16 protein-coding genes, 4 pseudogenes and 1 riboswitch are annotated in these 17,527 nt (G+C 43.4%); of the genes and pseudogenes, 10 read left to right on the top strand and 10 right to left on the bottom strand.

All coding sequences use genetic code 11. The features are described 5' to 3' along the window. Nucleotides 1-7 precede the first annotated feature (7 nt). A complete protein-coding gene (locus ABXJ76_RS09070; protein WP_432746218.1) occupies nucleotides 8-235 on the top strand; it encodes a hypothetical protein in 228 nt (75 codons plus the stop codon). 155 nt (nucleotides 236-390) lie between these two features. After that, a complete protein-coding gene (recJ, locus tag ABXJ76_RS09065) occupies nucleotides 391-2,136 on the top strand; it encodes a single-stranded-DNA-specific exonuclease RecJ (RefSeq protein WP_432746216.1) in 1,746 nt (581 codons plus the stop codon). Between the two features lie 45 nt (nucleotides 2,137-2,181). On the opposite strand, the gene ABXJ76_RS09060 is transcribed toward recJ, so the two are convergent. The 5 genes from ABXJ76_RS09060 to ABXJ76_RS09040 are packed head-to-tail and all read right to left on the bottom strand — an operon-like array spanning nucleotide 2,182 to nucleotide 4,665. Further along, entirely contained in the window at nucleotides 2,182-3,195 is a 1,014-nt protein-coding gene (locus tag ABXJ76_RS09060; RefSeq protein WP_432746214.1) for a peptidylprolyl isomerase, read from the bottom strand. Further along, nucleotides 3,196-3,474 (bottom strand): BolA family protein, encoded by a 279-nt coding sequence (locus ABXJ76_RS09055; protein ID WP_432746212.1) that lies wholly within the window; start codon nucleotides 3,472-3,474, stop codon nucleotides 3,196-3,198. Next, entirely contained in the window at nucleotides 3,471-3,773 is a 303-nt protein-coding gene (locus tag ABXJ76_RS09050) for a YciI family protein (protein WP_432746210.1), read from the bottom strand. Before ABXJ76_RS09050 ends, ABXJ76_RS09055 begins: the two co-directional genes overlap by 4 nt. Nucleotides 3,774-3,777: 4 nt before the next feature. Next, a complete protein-coding gene (locus ABXJ76_RS09045) occupies nucleotides 3,778-4,314 on the bottom strand; it encodes a septation protein A (RefSeq protein WP_432746209.1) in 537 nt (178 codons plus the stop codon). Nucleotides 4,315-4,335: 21 nt separating this feature from the next. Then, entirely contained in the window at nucleotides 4,336-4,665 is a 330-nt protein-coding gene (locus ABXJ76_RS09040; protein ID WP_432746207.1) for a hypothetical protein, read from the bottom strand. 109 nt (nucleotides 4,666-4,774) lie between these two features. On the opposite strand from ABXJ76_RS09040, the pseudogene ABXJ76_RS09035 reads away from it, so the two are divergent. Beyond that, nucleotides 4,775-4,915, top strand: a pseudogene (locus ABXJ76_RS09035) (DUF1244 domain-containing protein); the annotation flags it as partial. 4 nt (nucleotides 4,916-4,919) lie between these two features. Here ABXJ76_RS09035 and ABXJ76_RS09030 read toward each other — a convergent pair. Continuing rightward, nucleotides 4,920-5,854 (bottom strand): annotated as a pseudogene (locus ABXJ76_RS09030) (IS1595 family transposase). An 88-nt stretch (nucleotides 5,855-5,942) separates the two neighbouring features. Here ABXJ76_RS09030 and ABXJ76_RS09025 point away from each other — a divergent pair. From ABXJ76_RS09025 to ABXJ76_RS09015, 3 genes are all read left to right on the top strand, one after another. Beyond that, nucleotides 5,943-6,101 (top strand): DUF1244 domain-containing protein, encoded by a 159-nt coding sequence (locus ABXJ76_RS09025; protein ID WP_432746205.1) that lies wholly within the window; start codon nucleotides 5,943-5,945, stop codon nucleotides 6,099-6,101. Further along, complete coding sequence (locus ABXJ76_RS09020; protein ID WP_432746203.1) at nucleotides 6,098-6,838, top strand: class I SAM-dependent methyltransferase; 741 nt, start codon at nucleotides 6,098-6,100, stop codon at nucleotides 6,836-6,838. Before ABXJ76_RS09025 ends, ABXJ76_RS09020 begins: the two co-directional genes overlap by 4 nt. Before the next feature lie 88 nt (nucleotides 6,839-6,926). After that, nucleotides 6,927-8,090, top strand: a complete 1,164-nt coding sequence (locus ABXJ76_RS09015; protein ID WP_432746201.1) for a hypothetical protein — start codon at nucleotides 6,927-6,929, stop codon at nucleotides 8,088-8,090. A 305-nt stretch (nucleotides 8,091-8,395) separates the two neighbouring features. Here the strand turns inward: ABXJ76_RS09015 and ABXJ76_RS09010 are convergent. Both ABXJ76_RS09010 and ABXJ76_RS09005 read right to left on the bottom strand, forming a co-directional pair. Further along, nucleotides 8,396-8,725: pseudogene (locus ABXJ76_RS09010) on the bottom strand (integrase core domain-containing protein); the annotation flags it as partial. 51 nt (nucleotides 8,726-8,776) lie between these two features. Beyond that, the gene (locus tag ABXJ76_RS09005; protein ID WP_432741471.1) at nucleotides 8,777-11,767 is read right to left on the bottom strand and encodes a Tn3 family transposase; all 2,991 of its coding nucleotides are present in this window, start codon (nucleotides 11,765-11,767) and stop codon (nucleotides 8,777-8,779) included. A gap of 166 nt (nucleotides 11,768-11,933) precedes the next feature. Here ABXJ76_RS09005 and ABXJ76_RS09000 point away from each other — a divergent pair, with 166 nt between their 5' ends. Further along, the gene (locus tag ABXJ76_RS09000) at nucleotides 11,934-12,488 is read left to right on the top strand and encodes a recombinase family protein (protein ID WP_432746483.1); all 555 of its coding nucleotides are present in this window, start codon (nucleotides 11,934-11,936) and stop codon (nucleotides 12,486-12,488) included. An 88-nt stretch (nucleotides 12,489-12,576) separates the two neighbouring features. Here ABXJ76_RS09000 and ABXJ76_RS08995 read toward each other — a convergent pair. Together ABXJ76_RS08995 and ABXJ76_RS08990 are read right to left on the bottom strand one after the other, a co-directional pair. After that, nucleotides 12,577-12,714 (bottom strand): annotated as a pseudogene (locus tag ABXJ76_RS08995) (DDE-type integrase/transposase/recombinase); the annotation flags it as partial. Nucleotides 12,715-13,290: 576 nt separating this feature from the next. Beyond that, a complete protein-coding gene (locus tag ABXJ76_RS08990; protein ID WP_432746199.1) occupies nucleotides 13,291-14,916 on the bottom strand; it encodes a LysM peptidoglycan-binding domain-containing protein in 1,626 nt (541 codons plus the stop codon). A gap of 98 nt (nucleotides 14,917-15,014) precedes the next feature. On the opposite strand from ABXJ76_RS08990, the gene ABXJ76_RS08985 reads away from it, so the two are divergent. The 3 genes from ABXJ76_RS08985 (at nucleotide 15,015) to ABXJ76_RS08975 (ending at nucleotide 16,918) form a co-directional block, all read left to right on the top strand. After that, complete coding sequence (locus tag ABXJ76_RS08985) at nucleotides 15,015-15,734, top strand: class I SAM-dependent methyltransferase (protein WP_432746197.1); 720 nt, start codon at nucleotides 15,015-15,017, stop codon at nucleotides 15,732-15,734. Continuing rightward, complete coding sequence (gene rnhA / locus ABXJ76_RS08980) at nucleotides 15,727-16,164, top strand: ribonuclease HI (RefSeq protein ID WP_432746195.1); 438 nt, start codon at nucleotides 15,727-15,729, stop codon at nucleotides 16,162-16,164. Before ABXJ76_RS08985 ends, rnhA begins: the two co-directional genes overlap by 8 nt. Before the next feature lie 367 nt (nucleotides 16,165-16,531). After that, nucleotides 16,532-16,918 carry a hypothetical protein gene (locus tag ABXJ76_RS08975; RefSeq protein WP_432746193.1) on the top strand — a complete coding sequence of 129 codons (387 nt, stop codon included), beginning with the start codon at nucleotides 16,532-16,534 and terminating at the stop codon, nucleotides 16,916-16,918. A gap of 331 nt (nucleotides 16,919-17,249) precedes the next feature. Continuing rightward, nucleotides 17,250-17,461, top strand: a riboswitch (cobalamin riboswitch). The last annotated feature ends 66 nt before the right edge of the window (nucleotides 17,462-17,527 follow it).

Below are 17,527 nucleotides of genomic sequence, written 5' to 3'. Positions count from 1 at the left end.
GAATATAATGCCCAAAGATCAAGATCGCTTCTCACGCGCATTCTGTTTTGTCCTTAACTCAGGCAAAGAAATTTACCCAGTAAAGATGAAACGTCGAGAAACTGGGAATATTTCATTTCGGATATCAGCTGGCGGAACAGGTGGGAATACTGTTGAAGCTAGCGAAGAAGTGGATGAAGAAACAATGATTCGTAAAGTTCTCGGAATGGTTACGCCGTTCGGTGTTCATCCTTAGATGGTGAAGTAAATGGTCTATATAAACACGGACATCGCTCTGTTCGTGAAGTACGCAAAACATTAAGCCAAAAATAGTTCTGTAGGCGGAAACGCGCCACCTTGCGCTACGCTTAGGTGTTCTTATTCTGGTCTACGCATTTTTTTGGAAAACCCATGTATTATCAAGGCGTAAAAAAAACCATCGTTACCCGTCCGGTCTCAAAAAAACGCGCTAACCTGGGCGAAATACACCCTATATTGGAACGTATCTTTTTAGCCAGGGGCTTAACGTCTACAGCCGAACTTGACCGGACGCTGGCGAAACTTCCGTCGCCATGGCTGTTATCGGGCATGGAAGAGATGGTGGGCCATTTGATCACAGCCATCAATGAACAACAACGGATTTGCATCGTGGCCGATTTCGATGCCGATGGCGCAACCAGTTGCGCCGTGGCTATCAAGGGCTTGCAATTACTGGGGGCAGGGGAGGTGTCTTTCGTCGTGCCAAACCGGTTTGAATACGGTTACGGCTTGACGCCTGAAATTGTCGATCTGGTTAAGCTGCAAAACCCTGATGTCATTATTACCGTTGATAACGGCATATCGAGCATAGACGGGGTTAGGGTAGCCAAAGAGCTGGGTATAAAAGTCCTGATTACCGATCATCATTTGCCGGGACATGAGCTGCCTATTGCAGACGCTATTGTAAATCCCAATCTGGTCGATGATGAATTTCCCGGAGGCGCACTTGCCGGTGTCGGCGTTATGTTTTATGTATTAATGGCGTTAAGAAGCCGGTTAAGGGAACAAAACTGGTTCGAGCAGCACCAGGTTCAAGAACCCAATCTTGCTCAGCTGCTTGATTATGTCGCCTTAGGTACGGTCGCCGACGTAGTGCCTCTGGATCAAACCAACCGGGTTCTGGTTCATCAAGGTTTATTGAGAATACGCACGGGACGCTCGCATCCCGGGATAAATGCGCTTATCGAGGTATCGGGCAGAAAACACGAAGCCATTTTTGCTACCGATTTGGGTTTTGCGCTGGGACCTAGGCTTAATGCGGCAGGTCGTATGGACGATATGTCGCTGGGAATTCAATGCCTGTTGACCGAAGACCCAGCGTTGGCAAAACAAATGGCGCTGCAACTCGATGAACTGAACAGTGACCGGCGCGAGGTCGAAGGGCAAATGAAAACTGAGGCTATGGTATTATTAAGCGAGATGAAAAAGCTTGATGAACACCATTTGCCTGCGGGCGTTTGCTTGTTTGATGCCAACTGGCATCAAGGTGTTATCGGCATTTTGGCCTCGCGCATTAAAGATCAATTGCATCGTCCCGTTATTGCTTTTGCGCCTGCCGGAAAAGATGAGATAAAAGGCTCCGCGCGCTCAATTCCAGGCGTTCATATTCGTGATGTATTGAGTGATATTGCCGCACTACACCCTAAATTACTGAGTAAATTTGGCGGGCACGCGATGGCTGCTGGCATGAGTTTGAAAATGCACGACTATCCGCCTTTTGCCCTGGCTTTTGATGCTTTGGTCAGTAAGCGTCTGCTAACTTTAGACTTGGAGCAGAAAATCCATTCCGATGGCGAGTTGACTGAAAAAGAGATGACTATTGAATTTGCCGAATTATTGCAAAACGCCGGGACTTGGGGGCAGGAGTTTCCAGAACCTGTTTTTGATGGCGTTTTTGATGTTATTCAAGCGCGTATTGTCGGGCAACGCCATCTTAAATTAGTGCTGAGAAAACCGTTCGGCGATTTGTTGATCGATGCGATTGCTTTTTATGTGGATCAGCCGGAAAACTGGTTGGGGTTACGGCATATCAAGGCGGCTTACAAACTGGACATCAATGAATTCAGAGGCAACCGTAGCGTGCAGTTTATAGTGCAGTACCTGGAAAAAATCACATAAAAAAAGGGCGGATAAACCGCCCTTTTTTGTCTTACAGTGTGGTGCTTATTTTTTTGTTTCTGCCGGCACTGCTACGGGAGCTGGCTCATCAGCTTTGGCAGGTTCTGCTGCCGGAACGGCCTCTTCACCTTCAACCGCTTTAGCAGGCTCTGCTGCTGTGGTAGTCGGGGCTTCTACAGCAGGAGCAGCTTCAGCTTTTGGTTGTTCATCGGTCAGCGGCACCAATATTTCTACTTTAGCCTGTTTACGCAATGTTTCTATCATGTCCTGAACTTTTTTGCGTTGCAGGAAAGGCGTCAATTGTTCTTTAACTGCTTCCAATGGAGGAGGCGTTACCGGACGAGAATCTTCTTTCAAAATGACATGATAGCCAAATTGGGTCTTAACAGGTTCTTTGGTGTATTTGCCTTTTTCCAGTGCAGCCACGGCTTCAGAGAAAGGAGCAACCATTTGTGCAGCAGAAAACCAGCCTAAATCACCGCCATTTTGCGACTCTTTAGCATCTAATGAATTCTTGTTAGCTAATTTGGCAAAATCTGCGCCTTTACCCAGTTCAGTAATGAGTTTTTTAGCTTCTGCTTCGGTTTTAACCAGGATATGACGCGCTTTAAATTCGGTTCCCTTTTCAGCGGCAATTTTACTGTCGTATTCAGCTTTAACTTCAGCATCAGTGACAGGATTGGCTTTGATGAAGTTTTGCAGGTTAGCTTGGGTTAATAATGCCTTTTTAGCGGCCTCTAGCTGCGCTGCCAATTCAGGTGACTTATCCAGTTGCTTTTGTACGGCATCCTGAACCAGCAATTCACGCTGAACGAGTTCTTCAATCAATTTTTCTTTAGGAAAAACCTGCCCGTGACTGCGCTCTGCGATTTCTTTTTCCAGTGCTTCCAGCGTTGATCTGGGGATATACTGGCCGTTAATAACTGCAATGGCATCAGCTTTATCAATGGCAGTTGCAGCAGGAGTAACGCTGCTTGTTGTGTCAGTTGATTGTTCTTGATTACAACCAGCAAGTAATGCTGTGCCGACAATAAGTAGGGGGATGAATTTTTTTTTCATTTATAGTCTTCCTTTGGTTTCTTCAGAGGGTGAAAGAGCATTAATGCCTAAGGCATGAATTTGTTGTTTCATCATGTCGCCCAGCGCGTTATAAACAAGCTGGTGCCGCTGAACTAAAGATCGGCCTTCAAAAACGTCAGCGACAATGGTGACATGATAATGACCGCCGCCGCTACGCGCTCCGGCATGTCCGGCATGAGCCGCACTGTTATCAATAATTTCTAGAAGCTCTGGACTAAAAGCTTCATTTAACAGTTTTTTAATTAACTCGGATGTCATTGTGGAAAGACCTTTTTAAATGGTTTAACGATAACCTTGGCATAAACCCCGGCATCATTGTATGGATCAACATCCGCCCATTGTTGGGCATCTGCAAGGTTTTCAAACTCGGCGACCACCAGACTGCCGGTAAAACCGGCTGCACCGGGATTGTCACTGTCAATTGAAGGATGGGGACCTGCTAAAACCAGTCGTCCGGCATCTTGCAGCTCTTGTAGCCGTTTGAGATGCGCCGGGCGCACTGACAGTCTTTTTTCCAGACTATCCGCTATATCTTCACTGATAATGGCGTATAACACTTTTTTAGTCCTCTGTGTCGGGGATGTACTTATATAAAAACACCATTTGTAACAAAATAAAAACAACCATCAAAGCCGGTACGCCAAATGTTTTAAAGGTAACCCAATCATCAGTGTTGTAATTGTACATCACATAAAGGTTGATAAAGCCTACGCTAATAAAAAAGCAGCCCCACATAGTATTTAATCGTTTCCAGATCAATACTGGCAAAGTTAAGCTGCCGGACAGCATTTTTTCAATAAAGGATTTTTTGCCGATAAACTGGCTACCCAAAAAGGCTGCGCCGAATAACCATTCTATAATAGACAATTTCCATTTGATAAATTGCTCATCCTGTAAGTAGAGAGTTGCCCCCCCCATCACCAGAATCAAGCCCAAGGTAATCCATTGCATGGTCTCGACCTTACGGTATTTAAACCAGGCAAAAGCTACCTGAACAATGGTTGCAATGATGACAACGGCGGTAGCGACATAGATATCGTAAAGTTTAAACGCGATAAAAAATAAAAGTATGGGGAAAAACTCGAAAAGCTGTTTCATGAGTAACTGAGGGTAGGGTGATCAGGCGTAAGCATCTATTCCTGTTATCAATTGAGCACGTTGATCTCTCAGCGGTGCATTGAATTCCTGATTGTAGGCAGAAAGTGCTCTTTGGGTTCGCAAGTCGGTTAATTTAATAAAATTATGCTGGCTAGTCAAATCAATGCTTAAACCAACATTATCCAGTGTTTTTTTAATCTCTTCAGGTGTAGAAGGCTGATTAACTTTTTTGTCTGGAGCATCCTTTGCGACAGATAATTTGTTTTCGGCATTATATTGCACACCATTATGTTCACCAATTTTCCGGTTAAGGCCTACGGTTGAATTTAATGATGAGCTATGAATTTTCATAATGTGCGGAGCAAACTTAACTGAGGGTCATTGTAAAATCTTTAGTGAGGAATGTACACGCTTAAACAACCGTTTCTGTTAAAATATTCATTATTTTTGGAGAAAATATGTGGATAAAAATACGAAAACAGGATTAGAGGCTGCTGCATTCAGACACTTAGTCAAGCATTTGCAACAAAACACCGACGTTCAAAATATCGATTTAATGATATTGGCGGATTTTTGCCGAAACTGCCTAGCTAAATGGTACCTGATTACCCATAATCCTCAGCCATCTTCAGTAGCCGCATAGGCATAGGTGGTGTTCTGACTGCAACGTAACATAGGCGGGGCAGCATATCCTCAAGGACAAATCGCCGATTGAAGCGATAACAAAATTCTGCCAAATAGCGCGGAAGGTGTTTATGATTGATAGCGTGATAAGTCCTGTCAATCGACCTTTTGACATTACCTATCATCGTATTGACCCAAGTGAAGGGTTCCAGCGAGACACATTCAGGGCCTCCACCGGTTACGATGCTGGTATGCTGGCATCCTGCCTTGGTAACAAGGCCAGTCCGTCCGAGACCACGTGACTGTCGGTGCTAAGATGGCGCTTCGCCCAACGAGTGATTTCTTTGGAGCGGAACCCGTTGACCACAGTCATGTTCATGGCAATAGGATGTCCTTTTTCGTTGACCGACACAGCCGCCACAAAAGGTGTTTTGTTGGGTGAACCCCGTCCACGCTTGCCTCCCCGATGTTCGCCGCCCCAATACACGTCATCCAGTTGGATGACGCCGGATAACGGCTTACTATCATCACGCTCCTTCATTACTTGCATCAGCTTCTGTTTGATGCTCCAGGCGGTATTGTATGAAACACCTAATTGACGGCGCAGTGAAAGGGCAGAAACGCCAGTTTTTGCTTGTGTGGTCAAGTGGATCGCGAGAAACCAAGTTGTTAACGGGAGCTTCGTCGCAGAAAAAATGGTGCCACTAATGAGGGAATGTTGATGGTGGCAGTGATTGCACTGATAAACCACTCGTGTTTTCAGGGAGCAGTAGCTTTGCCCACCGCATTCAGGGCAAACATAGCCTTGAGGCCAGCGCCACTGAAACAAGGCTTTTCGGCATTGCCCTTCACTCCCATAATTTTTCATGAACTCGCCCAGGCTATAGCCTTTTTGAAATTGAACTTTGTTTTTCATGACGTTATCCCATCCGTATGGTAGATACTGTCAGTATAGACATTCTTGTAACATTGGCTGTTCTTTATGGGTAATCAGGAAATGGTATATGGCAGAGGCGGTAGAGCAGGGCATAGCGATGGATTACGAGCAAGCCAGAGAAATCGTCTACGGTATGCCGTATAGCGAGTGGAAAGATAAGTTTCAAACCGAGTCCACAACTGAACAATTAAGCGCCTTCGAGCGTAAACAACAAATCAAACAATGATGATCGACAAAACGCAATATGATGATATATTTTCCGGCGTTATCGGGCAGGATTATGAGTTACTCAATTTAATCTGCCCGTTAGCAACTAAAATGAGCTGCTTGGTAGGCGATAAGGCCGCTGAATATGCGGCGCAAACAACCGATAATCTCAATGTCGTGGAACTGGGCGGCGGCACCGGTATTACCACTTTATCATTGTTAGCTGCGTCAGATAATTTCAATATTCTTAGTATTGATAACGAGCCGGTTATGCAGGAACAAGCCAAAAAGCATTTGCACAAATGGGCGACAAATGGAAAGCTGGTTTTTTGCGGCGATGATGCATTAACGGCGCTACAAAATATTGCTACTGACAGCGTCGATATAGTGGCCTCGGCCTATACCTTGCACAACTTTCTCGATACTTATCGTAAGGAAGTCATGCAGCAGATCTTCAGAATCTTAAAGCCCGGAGGTCAATTTATTAACGGCGACCGTTACGCTTTAGATAATGTCTCCATTCATATGCGAACCATTCAGCAGGAAGTCAGCGGTTATTTCAAAGTATTAACCCAGATCAATAAACTGGATGTGCTGGAACATTGGATAGTGCATTTGTTTAGCGATGAATCAGAAAATCACGTGATGCGTGAATCGGTAGCGTTAGCTCAGCTACAGGACGCCGGCTTTTCAGATATTAATCTTTCCAATAGACTTGAAGTCAACGCGCTGGTGACAGCCACAAAGCCCGATTAATAAATTGTCCATGAAGCACATTCTTAGTTCTTTTTTGTTACTGCTTACCACTGCCCAACTAAGCGGCTGTGCCAGTCTGGGCAGAGGTATGGCTGAAGCCTTTCTGGAAAAACAACAATCGGTCGATATCCGTGTTTGTGACATATGGGGAAAGCCCTTCGATGGACTTGCGCCGTTTCTGGGCAATAAGCAAGGCAAGATGAAGGTGCTTATGGTACATGGAGTGGGTAATCATTGGCCCGGATATTCAACTCAATTTGTAGAAAAACTGGCTGAAGAACTGGATTTACCGGTAATGTCAGCGCAGTATAAAAACATCTCGCTGACAAGTCGGCTTGATTCAAGCAAAAATCTGGGCAACTTAAGAATCAACCGCTTGCTAAGTAAAGACAAAAGCAGAGAGTTAATGTTTTATGAGTTAACGTGGTCTGCCATAACTGCCAAGCAAAAAGAAGTTCTGGCTTATGATAATTCTGGAGAATATGCGTTTCGCAGAGCCGAAGTCAATGATTTGATGAAAAAGTTCTCCAATGACACCAGTCCTGACCCGATTATCTATCTGGGAGAGAGTAGGGAAGACATACTGGTTTCATTCGGCCAATCTTTATGTTGGATGACAAAAAGTAATTGGGCTGACTTGCCTGATGATGTAAAGCAGGCATGTTCATTTAATGATGACACCACAGCAACAAATATGCGGATAGATCAATATGCCTTTATTTCGCATAGCTTAGGCAGTCGCATAATCATCGATGGCATGCAGCGCATTGCTTCTTTTCTGGATAAACGCGATGCCGATTTCGCTGAAGCATTAAAAAACAAAGAAATTCCCATTTATATGATGTCTAACCAACTGCCTATGTTGCAATTAGGGCGCAAATTACCCGATGTAAGTAATCAAAAAGCAGCCTATTGTCAGCCGAATGGCGAAAAGTATAATCAACGCATGCTGTCTAAAACGCCCATCATTGCCTTTAGTGATCCCAACGATTTGTTAAGTTATGCGATTCCACACGGTTTTGTAGAAAAATATCTGGATTCAAGATTATGCGTTGATGTGACTAATATTAACATCAACGTAGCGACCATCTTTGACGCATTCGGTCTGGGTAAACTTGCCAATCCGATTGATGCGCACGTAGGCTATGATACCGATAATCGAGTGATTGCACTCATTGCCAAGGGCATTGGCAACCAGAACACCGCCAAAATTGTGAATGATCGTTGTCGATGGGTTGAAACAGTAGATTAACGTGGTAAAACTCGTACATAAAGTCGAGAGGGAGAAGATGTTTTCAGGCATATAATATAAATTTAACATAATATACATTATGCGAAGTATTTTATATGGCGTTCTGGTTCTTGTTTTGTGTGGTTTTGCACTGCACGGTGCTGATAGCCTGACGCGAATCCCTGTTGAATAACAGAGCTATGACTAGCATTGTTACTTATTGCCCATAGCTCTAATTCATGATATTTTCATCGAACTTAAATGCTTTTAATATTTAATATCTCCAACTCAATATAGTGGACCCCATTGTCCAGACAAATAATGCCTTAATTTAAGATAGAGGCCTGTTCACACTCCAGCTGAATGGCGCTGTCCCAATTTTTTGATACGGGAACTGATATTTCTGCCGCCCCGTATTTATCCACGATCATTGCACCGCCACCCCTAGCTGTTTGGTAAACCACACTGGGTGTTTCATAGCCCAATGATTGATGACGCCGCTCTTCATTATAAAACATGAAGTAGTCGGTCAATCCCATCAGCAAGCTCTGTACACTGTCATGCTGCTTCAAATAGACTTCTTCATATTTCACCGTTCTCCAGAGCCGCTCGACAAAAATATTGTCCAGTGCGCGACCACGCCCATCCATGCTGATCGGGCTTTGAAGTCCAACGGTACGAAAAGTAACGCTAGCCTCTATCATGATTCAGCTTTGATTATTTAAAGGCCTTAGCTTACCTTTTGAAATGAGATCAGTGAGTACAAAGGAATAGTGCCCTAACATATTTACGTGTGAATGTAGCAATGGGGACAACCTGGGAAAATCTCCTTCATTGATGTGGATACCCTGGCCTTTCATATGGTTTAACGCCGATTCCATGTATAGGGTATTCCAAAGCACAACGGCATTGGTGACAAGTCCTAAAGCGCCGAGTTGATCTTCTTGGCCCTCGCGGTAACGTTTGCGGATTTCACCCCGTTGACCATGACAAATTACTCGGGCAACGGCGTGCCTGCCTTCGCCACGATTAAGCTGCGTTAAGATTCGACGACGATATTCCTTGTTATCTATGTAATTCAGCAGATAGATGGTTTTATTGATGCGCCCCACTTCAATAATCGCTTTGGCCAGACTTGAAGGCCGTTCGCTTTTGAGCAATGAACGAATTAGTTCTGACGCCTGGATGGTACCCAGTTTAAGCGAACCGGCAATACGCAACATGTCATCCCAATGTTGCGTAACGCGGTTCATTTTCACCTTACTTCTGGCGAGCTTATCCAGTGCGCCATAATCGGCATTCACATTAATACGCCAAAAAACAGATTCGCCTGCATCCGCCAACCGTGGTGAAAACTGATAACCCAGCAGCCAAAAAAGCCCAAAAATCATATCGCTCGACCCTGCAGTGTCCGTCATGATTTCAGTGGGGTTCAAGCGGGTTTGCTGTTCCAGCAAGCCTTCCAAAACAAAAATTGAATCTCTCAATGTTCCGGGGATGACAATCCCGTGAAAGCCAGAAAACTGGTCGGATATGAAATTGTACCAAGTGATCCCTCTATCCGAGCCAAAATATTTTTTATTGGGCCCTGAGTTGATGGTTCGGACCGGTGTCACAAAGCGCATGCCGTCCGCCGATGCAACTTCACCCCCGCCCCAAGATTTTGCCAGTGGTATGCTTGTGTGATAATCAACCAGCTGACTATTGGCACTCGTCAATGTTTCAGCGCGCATGTAATTCTGCTTCACCCAGTTTAGCCTATGACGCGTTAAGGCAGGAATATTGTGTTTGATCAAGGGCTCAATGCCGATATTGCAAGCCTCGGCTATCAACACGGCACAAATGCTTATGGCCAGATCGTCAGCACGCGCATTGGATTCACTGACATGCGTGAACGTATCGGCAAAACCGGTGTGCGCATGGATTTCCAAAAGCAATTCGGTCAAATCGATCGGCGGCAGAAAACTTGTGACTTGCAGGCGCAACTGGATCAGGCTTGGCGGTTCCTCCAATTGGTCAAGATTAGTGATGGTCAGCGTTGGGGTGTCATCGACGGTTTCAATACGCACGGCATCATTTGTGGAAAAGTTTGCTTCGGCTTGTTTATAGGCATTATCGAGGGATGATGACAGGTTTTTGGTAGCCTCATCGGCCGTCAACGAATGGCCAAGCGCCCGACAAATTTGCAGTTTGTTGGCTTCCCAGTGTTCGCCTCGCAATAGTTTTGCCCTGGGATCGCTCCAGCGGTCGCTGGCTTCAACATAAATGTCACGACGCCGCAGATTATCTTGTAACCTGTCCAATACGCACAAGGTATAAGCTTGCTTGTTTACCTGACCATCCTTATTAAAAACTAAGCGACGCCAAGATTTTAAAACAATATCAACTGGGGCATCTTTCAGGGATAGCTTCTGTTTACCATCCAATTGGCGTAAATAATTGAGCGCTTCAAGCAGGGTTGTTCCGGCTGGAGCGGCCTTGAAGTCTATTTTATCCAACAGGTGCGGCAAAAAACGGCGAACTCTGCCATATTGCTCGACCATTTCGTCATAATAATTGTTGTCCGGTGCCCGTGCCAATTCATTAATGGTGGCAATAGATTGAAGCATATTCTCTTTGGGTATTTTTGTGAAAAGGGCATCGCGCAAATCATTATCACTACCTGCGCCATTCAACATAAAAGCACAGGCTTCCGCCAAAATGAGTGCCGACCTATCCAAGTCTTTCATGGTGCGCAAACGTTTCTTGCGCCCATTTTTTTTGGCCTCAGCGGTCACTTGGGTGATCAGCAAATCAAGTACGTCAAGCGCATCGTCGAGCGCGGCTATTTCAAAAGCATAAACAAAAGCAACAAGGGTTGCGATGCGCCTCTCCTCTGGCAAGCGTAAAATTTTATGCATGGAGGCCATGCCTACATAACGGGCCAGATTTTTTAATCTAATCAGCGGAATATGCTTTAATCTGAGCGTATGGACACCAAAGTTACGAAGTTCAACATAGCGATTAATCGCAGCGGTAAGAGATGGCCCACTGATACTGACTGGGCCACGACGTAATAGGTCAAATTTTGAAGACCCGGCGCCATCTGGCACTTTTAAAAGATCCTTCAGTTTTGATTTTTGAGCATCATTGGGCAAAGCTGCCAAACGTTGCCATAACCTCTTGTTAGTCCTTTTCTTAATTTCTGAGATCAAGCGCGAAAGTGTCGTTGCGCCAGGCAGAAGGACTTTATTATCAATCAGCCAGGCCGTTGCAAAATCAAACATGACGCTGGGGCGTTCATTGCTGATCCACGAACGGGCATAAAGTATGCGGCTTAGCTTGAACCGCCAAGCAAAGCCATTGAAATCATGGTAGCCATATCTATCTTGTATTTCAGCGCTATGTGCATAACGGGTAGGTTTCCGCTCCAAGTATTTATACAGGCAGCCACTGTCTATGTCGCCAATTTGATGTGCCACAAAAGCACAAACACCGGGCGGCACGTTAGTTGGGTCGGTCAGGAAGGTGCCCAAAAACCGCACTGTTGTCAGTTGCAGCGCGAAACCTAACCGATTATGATCCCAACGCCGATTGTTGATTATCGAAATATCAGCATTGTCCAAATGGAAATATCTGGCAAGTTGATTGTCATTGGGCTCACCCGAAAACAATCCGTAATGGCTTCGTTGTTCTTTCGTAAGGAATTCTATTGGCATTACGTTTGAAATGGGGGGCAAAAAATCGAGGGTTTTCTTTACTGCTGGATTTACCATGACAGAATGCCTTGGCTGGTGCATTATAGGGTAAATAAACTCGGTAAAACTATCTTAGTTAAGATAATATCGTCTTCAATGAGTATATTAACTATTACGGACTCTACAAATACTCATTGGCTATGCGCGTGTTTCCACCGATGATCAAAATTTAAATTTACAACAGGATGCTCTTAACCAAGCGGGTTGTGAATGTATCTACGAAGATCAAATAAGTGGTGTTAAAGCTGAACGCCGTGGATTACAAGAAGCTATAAACTACGCAAGGCCTGGAGATACTTTAGTGGTATGGCGACTGGATAGACTGAGCCGCTCATTGAAAGACTTGATTGAGATGGTGACGCTATTGGAGTCAAGGGGAATTGGATTGAAGAGTTTACATGAAGCTATGGACACTTCATCAAGTTCTGGAAAACTGATTTTTCATATTTTTGGAGCGCTTGCAGAATTTGAACGCAATCTGATTCGTGAAAGAACACAAGCAGGACTTAAAGCAGCTAGGGCAAGAGGCCGTACAGGCGGAAGACCAAAATCACTCAGCAACGACAAGCAGGCACTTGCCGTTAAGCTGTATGATGAGAAAAAGCATACAATAAAGCAGATTTGTACAATGATGGGTATTTCAAAGCCGACTCTTTACGCGTACTTGAAGCAAGAAAAATAATTATGGTGCTCAAAACAATGCTTTTTTACAGAAGCGCATCATTACAGAGGCTAGCGTTACTTTTCGTACCGCTGGACTTCAAACCCCTGATCGTGATGCCGCTGTTGAGCAGCGCGCCAGTAAAAGCATCGCTGGTGAATTGCGATCCCTGGTCACTATTGAAGATCTCAGGCATCCCGTAGGCCTTGATGGCTTCTTCCAAACAGTCGACACAGAATCCCGCATCTTACTTGTTGCTTTGTTAATAACAATTAACATTGTTTTAAAAAGGCGCAAAAAATATTCCTCATACCCACAAGAAACTCACATTAGCAAACCTGAATTTTCAGAACTGAAAGAGCAACCCATAGTTAATATAGAGCCGTCTGCAAAGCCACAAGTAAAAGAAACGATAGAAAACGATAGTAGTCTTCCTCAGGATTCGATACTGAGACGGCATTATCTGTCCCATTTATGCACCATGATAGAAACGCTTGCTCCCCTGCAGCCTACGGAATCGGTTTTATGTCGCCATTACGATACGACGATAATCGCTAAATTAGAGCAGTGCTTGAGCAATAAAAAAGCAATGGTGCAACTGATTTATGATTATAAACAAATAAAGTAACTCCTCTACCCTGCCCTGTAATCCATGACCTAGCAAAAACTTTTGGCTTGTTAGAAATGACAAGCTTTGCTTGTCGCATAGAGTTTAAATATTCGTTTTGTAATACAATCTTATACACATTTCGGCTGCCAACTTAAGGTGCAGCAGCACGAATATCTATGCGTTGACAGCGAATATCGTACTATTCAGCAGCCATCAAACTTCAATAACTACTTTCAGTATTTTTCCAGGAATAAGAGAGTTGCTTATTCCTGGCGGATTCCATTTACGCAGATCGGCGACAGAAACATTAAATTTACGAGAAATTTGTGCTAGTGAATCGCCTTTTTTCACTGTGTACTTAATCGTACGAATTCCTGCTGATGATGCTTGAACATATTGATTAGCGGGTTTAATAGTCAATTTCTGACCTGAAATCAGTGTCGTTTTTACAGTTATTTTGTTCCAGGCCGCTATATCGTTAGTACTAACTGAAAATTTTTGCGCTATATTCCAAAAGGTGTCGCCTTTTTGTACAACATAAATTTGGGTAAAGCCTGATTTACTTTTAGCTATTTTGGCAGAGTACTGCTTGGTATCAGCTGTTTTTTGTAAACGTGGTAGCTTTAAAAGCATACCGGAGTTAATAGAATTACTGGTTAAATGGTTGGTCTGACGGATTGATTGAATAGTTGTATTATTGCTACTAGCAATAGATGAGAGCGTTTCCCCGGATTTAACTCTATGTTGGTTTGAGACACTCTGGAGTTCATTATGTGTTTCATTATGTCGAGTTTGAGCCATCGTCTCGTAGTGATAGCGTTTCATATCGACCCGTTCTTCGTAGGGTAGTTGCGCCAATTTTTGCTTAAAAGATTGTACTTTGGCGACGGGAATTAACAAGTGATGCGGGCCTTGCGGCGCTGTACTTGAATGATTGAAAGCTGGATTTAATTTTAAAAATTCATTAAGTGGTATGTTAGCCAATTCTGCGGCCTTGTTTAAATCCAACTGGGATCTAACATCAACAAGTTCACAATAAGGTTTATTGGGAATATGTTGTAAATTAATATTGTATTTTTCAACATTGGCAAATATTTTGGCTATTGCCAGCAATCGTGGCACATAGTCTGCCGTTTCCTTGGGAATATCTAATGACCAATAATCGGTTGCCAAATTAAGACTTTCATTTTTTTCGATAGCTTTTCTGATATTGCCTTTGCCAAAATTATAGGAAGCCAGCGCAAGATACCAATCGCCATCAAAAGTCTCGCCCAGTTGTTTAAGAAAAGTGGTTGCAGCTTTGGTTGAGGCATAAACATCACGACGCCCATCATACCAATCGTTTTGTTGAAGGCCGAAAAAACGACCGGTAGCCGGTATAAACTGCCAAAGTCCTGATGCATCGCTGCGCGAATAAGCTTCCGGCAAAAAAGCACTCTCAACCACAGGCAATAAAGCCAGTTCTCCGGGAATATTTTTTGCTTCGATCTCATTAAGTATAAGGTGCAGATAAGGTTCCGCCCGTTGCTGAATTCTGGCAAGATAAGCGGGATGTCTTAAGTACCAGTTTAACTCGCGATCAATCCGTTCATTTTGAATATCGGGCAGCGAATATAATGATAGTAACCGTTCCCAAACCGTATTCTTGTATTTTACCGGTACGGTGTGTTTTTGTTTGCCGAACGGATGGAGAGCATGCCTCACATAACCGTCATTCATTTCGGAGATGGCAGGCGGCTTATCGTTAAAAGATCTTTTTGGGGTTGTAGAGCAGCCTGTTGCCATTAAAAAGGTCAATAGTAGTAAAAATCTAACTAACCAGTTAAAGTTAATGCGCATTACCTAAGCCTTTAAGAATGAAGTTTTTTATTAGAATGTTATTATTATAGCTTGTTTTTATTGAAAATCATCAACATCAGATAGTGTAGATTTAGCACATGAAACGCAATTTCTTATTTGCCTGGTATCAAACTCCAAGAGGCAAGCTGCTGCAACAGCTTGAAGCCGACTATATACAGCGTTCTATTACCGTCAGCTGTCAACAGACTATTTTGCAGATTGGTGGTTTGGGCTGGGAAAATGACTTCATCGACTGCTCTTTATACAAAAGTTTTACGATACTCGATGCCAAAAACCTAGGCTGCGATAAAGCGAGAAAAATTCGTGCAAAATCATACAGCCTACCCTTGCAAAGTAACTGTATCGACATGATCATAGTACCGCACTTGTTGGAGTTTGACGCCTTCAGGTTTCAGACCATGCGGGAAATAGAACGTGTTTTAAAACCTGAAGGCATATTAATTGTGCTGAATTTCAATCCTTGGAGTCTATGGGTTAGATACCAGTATTTGTGGGATAAAAAAATGGCTAATTCATGGGGAGGACACTTTATTTCTCGAGCAAGGATTTTAGACTGGCTAAAATTATTAAATTTTGAAGTAATCGTATCCTCGGAATTTAATTTGGATACGGTAAAATCAACTCATGGAAAATTCATAACACGAGGATACTCGCTCACATCAACCGCCTATGCGATTAAAGCTATCAAACGCCGTTACAATCTAATTCCCTTAACACCAGTAAAAGTGCTAACCCCCCGTTCAATCTTGGTAAACTCACTTAATTCACCCACAACACAGAAAAATAGACATGACTAATTCCGTCATTATTTATACCGATGGTGCCTGTAAAGGCAACCCTGGACCGGGCGGCTGGGGAGTTATACTCAGCTATAAGGGTACTGTTAAAGAACTTTTTGGCGGCGACCCCGATACCACTAACAATCGTATGGAGTTGATGGCGGCAATCCAGGCATTGGAAACCCTAACCAAGCCTTGTTCCGTACGAATCAATACCGACTCAAAATATGTACTGCAAGGCATTACCGAATGGATGATCAACTGGAAAAAACGCGACTGGAAAACCGCCTCCAGAGCCCCAGTTAAGAATGAAGATCTTTGGCGCAGGTTGGATGCAGCCATTCAACGACATAATATTGAGTGGACATGGGTAAAAGGTCATTCAGGCGATAAAGATAACGACAGAGCGGATGAACTGGCTAATTTTGGTATTGATTCTTTAAGGTAACCAGGACCGATACTTTAAATTGCCTGATGTATGCGATCAATAGACAAAGTGAGTAACCATCCTTACAAATTCACGCTTCGTACCGCATTAAGGTAGAGCAATGCATAAAATTTTCTGGGGTTAAATAACGCCATTTAAAAACAGTCTCTTCCAGGAACACATAACAAACCGCTGTTTATCCAACTCTTTCCGGCGCATACTGGGCTTCGATACCGAGGTATCGAACAGCGCTTTAAAGTTTAGTGCGTTCCCGTAGTGACTGGATCGTTTTCAAGATTCTGTTACGCGATACAAAAACACTTGGATTCTCTAAAGTATACGAACAAAATAATTCACTATTATTTAAATTAAGATTAGGAAAGTAAACATGAAAAAAACAAATCTAGCGACTGGGCTATTAATTTTATCTGTCTTTACAAGCGCTGTTTATGCTGATATCACCCTACAATCTACCAAAGAAGTAGAAGGTACTTGGAAACTGGATCACAGCAAAAATTTTATAACCGATAAAGATTCGGTCAAAAGAGAAGATACTTGGGTATTTAAAAACGATAAAGTAACGATTTTGCATATTCCACGTGACGGCACATACTATGATCAACCGCCTGTAAATTATGAAATAGACGATGGTAAGTTAAAAGTTTATCTTGTCGGAAATAGCAGATTCGATCTATTTACTTTAGTAGACAAAGACGACAAAAACATGACCCTAAAAGGAAAATTCGGCGGATATTATTACTTTATTAAAAAGTAAAATTTTAAAATTTAACGTGTAATACTCTTCTATTATCCCAACCAATTTATTAAAAAGTTAAGATAATTATTTTCATTTCAGTAAATTGTTGTTATCGCGCCGCAAATATTTTGATGTTCCATAATTTTTGCGGTAGCGGTGAAACGGTCAAATTCAATTTTAGTTTTGGAGCTAATTACACAAAATCCAAAAAACCTTTATACCATCATACATATCCAAATCTGCCTGCTCAGTCCCGTTCGATCATTCAACAAGCTCACGACTACTCAGGGCGAACTGTTTAACTCTAACCTACCAACTCGTAAATTTGCTTTATCCTCCCTACTCCTTATAATCATTTCTGCTTTCAGGTTCCGGAGGGTTTTTCAGACCCAATGGTTAAACGGGAAGTCGGTAAGGTTTTGACCGAATCCGACGCTGCCCCCGCAACGGTATATAAGTAAAAGTTTCATCGAGATGCCACTGTGTTCACGCATGGGAAGGTGATGATTCAGGCTAACGCCACTTATAAGCCCGGAGACCGGCCCGAAAGTTTAATTCGGTACAGCGGAGGGCTGTCTGCGAAAGTGACAGTGCAGCTTCGCGTTTGCGTCATTTCTCGTTTTCTAT

This window comes from Methylobacter arcticus (assembly GCF_050917435.1).
Classification (GTDB): domain Bacteria; phylum Pseudomonadota; class Gammaproteobacteria; order Methylococcales; family Methylomonadaceae; genus Methylobacter_A; species Methylobacter_A titanis.
The sequence above is the reverse complement of the archived record's forward strand: the minus strand, read 5'-3'. Positions and strand labels throughout refer to the sequence as shown.